Source organism: Bradyrhizobium sp. SHOUNA76, assembly GCF_023006445.1.
Taxonomy (GTDB): Bacteria; Pseudomonadota; Alphaproteobacteria; order Rhizobiales; family Xanthobacteraceae; genus Bradyrhizobium.
On record NZ_JALBHA010000646.1, the window covers coordinates 1 to 2,962 of the forward strand.

The 2,962-nt window shown below is 63.9% G+C and carries 2 protein-coding genes and 1 pseudogene; 1 reads left to right on the top strand and 2 read right to left on the bottom strand.

From position 1 onward, the window contains the following. Both MOV74_RS34965 and MOV74_RS34970 read right to left on the bottom strand, forming a co-directional pair. Positions 1-363: pseudogene (locus MOV74_RS34965) on the bottom strand (hypothetical protein); the annotation flags it as partial. A gap of 315 nt (positions 364-678) precedes the next feature. Continuing rightward, positions 679-1,653 carry an NADPH:quinone oxidoreductase family protein gene (locus tag MOV74_RS34970; protein ID WP_246931637.1) on the bottom strand — a complete coding sequence of 325 codons (975 nt, stop codon included), beginning with the start codon at positions 1,651-1,653 and terminating at the stop codon, positions 679-681. A 219-nt stretch (positions 1,654-1,872) separates the two neighbouring features. Here MOV74_RS34970 and MOV74_RS34975 point away from each other — a divergent pair, with 219 nt between their 5' ends. Then, positions 1,873-2,712, top strand: coding sequence for an SDR family oxidoreductase (locus MOV74_RS34975; protein WP_246931638.1), 840 nt, complete (start codon positions 1,873-1,875; stop codon positions 2,710-2,712). Positions 2,713-2,962: the final 250 nt, after the last annotated feature.

The window sequence follows — 2,962 nt, forward strand, 5'->3', positions numbered from 1 at the left end:
CGGCGCGTTGGCCGACGCCATGGCCAGGCCCGGCGCGACCCCCACCCAGCTACCGGCGTTGGCGGTGAAGAAGCCGCGAAAGTCGGGCTGAAGCAGTGCGGCCATACCTGCCAGGGTGGATGCCGCCAGGACGGCCGCGAGAACGCGCGGCACAATTCTGGAACGCAACTCCACTGGCGTATATTCGCTTGGGTCCGGCGCACCGAGCGGATCGGACAGGAAGAGCGGAATCGGATCGTCCTGCGAAAGATCGGCCCGTGCGGCGCGCGCACGGATAAATGACGCGGTCGGCGGATGTGATGCGGCTCGATTGGAGTCGAGCGCCCTCGACTCCTTCGACGGGCGGTATGCCGTCGTCTCCATGGTGATGCTCCCCATTACTAACGCAATGCAGGGCATTCCCGGCTTCAGTCTTTTTATTGTTGTCCAGAAGTGCCCCGCAAACTGGAGCCGGTAAATCGCCGTCTGAATCAGCCCAAAAGACGACGACGATTTGCGCGAATCGGGAGAGATTTGGGTTTGATTGCGGCGAAGCAGGGGAATGCACCGCAATTTTAGCGGGAATGGTTGAGGGCGCTTTACCAAGCGGTGGCGCACGAAAAAGCCGGCGCAGCTTCAGCGGCGCCGGCGATTTGAGCGGTGACAGTTGCGTGCGTAGCGACGGCGACGCCCACATCCTCAGGGATGCAGGATCACCTTGCCCATAGCCTGGCGTCCCGCGAGCACCTTCAGCGCGTCCGCGGTCTGAGCCAGCGGGAAGGTGCGATCGACATGCGATGAGATCTTTCCTTCCGCCGTCCACTTCACGAGCTTCTCGAGATTGGCGCGATTCTTCTCCGGATTCTGCCGCGTCCATGCGCCCCAGAACACGCCGCGGATGTCGCAACCCTTCAGCAGCGCGAGGTTCAGCGGCATCTTCGGAATGTCGCCCGCTGCAAAGCCGATGACGAGGAAGCGACCTTCCCACGCAATCGAGCGCAGCGCCTGTTCGGCATAGGCACCACCCACGGGATCGAAGATGATGTCGACGCCCTTGCCGCCGGTGAGCTTGCGCAGGCCCTCCTTCAGATCTTCCTTGGCGTAGTTCAACGTCAGCTCGGCACCATGCGCTTTCGCGAATTCGAGCTTCTCGTCCGACGAAGCGCAGGCGATCACCTTCAACCCCATCAGCTTGCCGAGCTCGCAGGCGGCAAGGCCGGTGCCGCCGGCTGCGCCGAGCACCGCGAGCGTCTCGCCCGGCTTCGGGCTGGCGCGATCTTCCAGCGCGTGCAGCGCCGTGCCGTAGATGATGATGATGCCGGCTGCGCGGTCGTAGTCGAGATTGTCGGGAATCTTCACGATCGAAGCCGCCGGCAGCGCGATCTTCTCGCGCGCGCCGTTGTGGCCGCAGGACGCGACGACGCGATCGCCGACTTTCAAATCGCTCACGCCAGGGCCGATGCTCTCGATCACGCCCGCGACTTCCGCGGCCGGCGAGAACGGGAACGGCGGCTTGATCTGGTACTTGCCCTGAATCATCAGGAGGTCGAAGAAGTTCAGCGCCGCCGCCTTGATCGCGATCACCGCTTCGCCGGGACCGGCCACCGGGTCCGGCACCTCAGTCAGCACGAGATCGTCGGGCTGGCAATATTGCGAGCAGAGGATGGCTTTCATGGCGGCACCTTGGGGCGTTTCGAGTGGAATTATAGTTGGCCCGGTTTTGCCGGATTTAGTGCGGCCCGACAATCCGGATTCTTTGTCTAAGACGGCTCGAGGGCCTATCCTCGTCATTGCGAGCGCAGCGAAGCAATCCAGACTATTTCCGCCGCACGGTCTCTGGATTGCTTCGTTGCGCTCGCAATGACGGAGTGTGAGATATCGAGGATTCAAACGATGTTTGAAACAAGCCTGCTCAGGAACAAGCGCATTCTCGTCACCGGCGGCGGCTCGGGACTTGGCGCGGCGATGGGGCGTCGCTTCCTCACGCTTGGCGCCGAGCTCGTCATCTGTGGCCGCAAGCTCGATCGGCTGGAAGCGACCGCGGGCGAGATGCGCGAGGAGACCGGCGGCAAGGTCACCACCATCGCCTGCGATATTCGCGACGGTGCGGCCGTCGAGGCGATGATGGACGCGATCTGGCGTGAGGCGCCGCTCGATATCCTCGTCAACAACGCTGCCGCGACCTTCATCGCCCAGAGCGAGCATCTGTCGTTCCGCGCGGTCGACGCGATCCTGGCGCCGACGTTGCATGGCGCGATGTATTGCACGCTCGCCGCCGGCAGGCGTTGGATCGATGCCAAGCATGGCGGCGTCGTACTCTCGATCCTCTCGACCTCGACCATCACTGGCCGAGCCTTCACCGTGCCCTCGGCGATGGCGAAATCGGCGCTGCTGGCGATGACCAAAAGTCTTGCGGTGGAATGGGGGCAGAAAGGCATCCGCACCGTCGCCATCGCGCCGGGTCCGTTCCCGACCGCGGGCGCGTCGGGGCAGCTCCGCCCCGAAGGCCGTGACGATGGCTGGGCCGCGCGCAATCCGCTGGGACGTACGGGCGAGCACAGCGAGCTTGCCGATCTCGCCAGCTTCCTGGTCTCGGATCGCGCCGGCTACATCAATGGCGAGATGGTCGTCATCGACGGTGGCGCACATTTGCGCAGTTCCGGCGCCGAGGATTTGCTCGGCTGGACCGATGCGCAATGGGCCGAGCAGCGTGCCGCACGATCCAAAGGCTGATACCGCTAACTGCCTTCCCAAATTGGACTTTCCCCGCTATCCCTGCCACGGGGACAAAGCGCGACCGGGCCATCTTCCAGTCACAATATTGAGGGAACCACTCCAGCATGTGGCGGGTGCTGATTTTAGCTTTGATGACTGGCGTGGCGGCCGGGGGTATCGCCGATTCCGCACGGGCGCAGACGGCGCAACCGGCGCCCAAAGCTGCTCCAAAAGCGGCTGCGCCAGCGGCCCCAGCGGCGAAGTCGGC

Excerpts from the sequence above, each read along its gene's own strand:
- MOV74_RS34970 (WP_246931637.1), bottom strand. The coding sequence starts at position 1,653 with ATGAAAGCCATCCTCTGCTCGCAATATTGCCAGCCCGACGATCTCGTG.
- MOV74_RS34975 (WP_246931638.1), top strand. The coding sequence starts at position 1,873 with ATGTTTGAAACAAGCCTGCTCAGGAACAAGCGCATTCTCGTCACCGGC.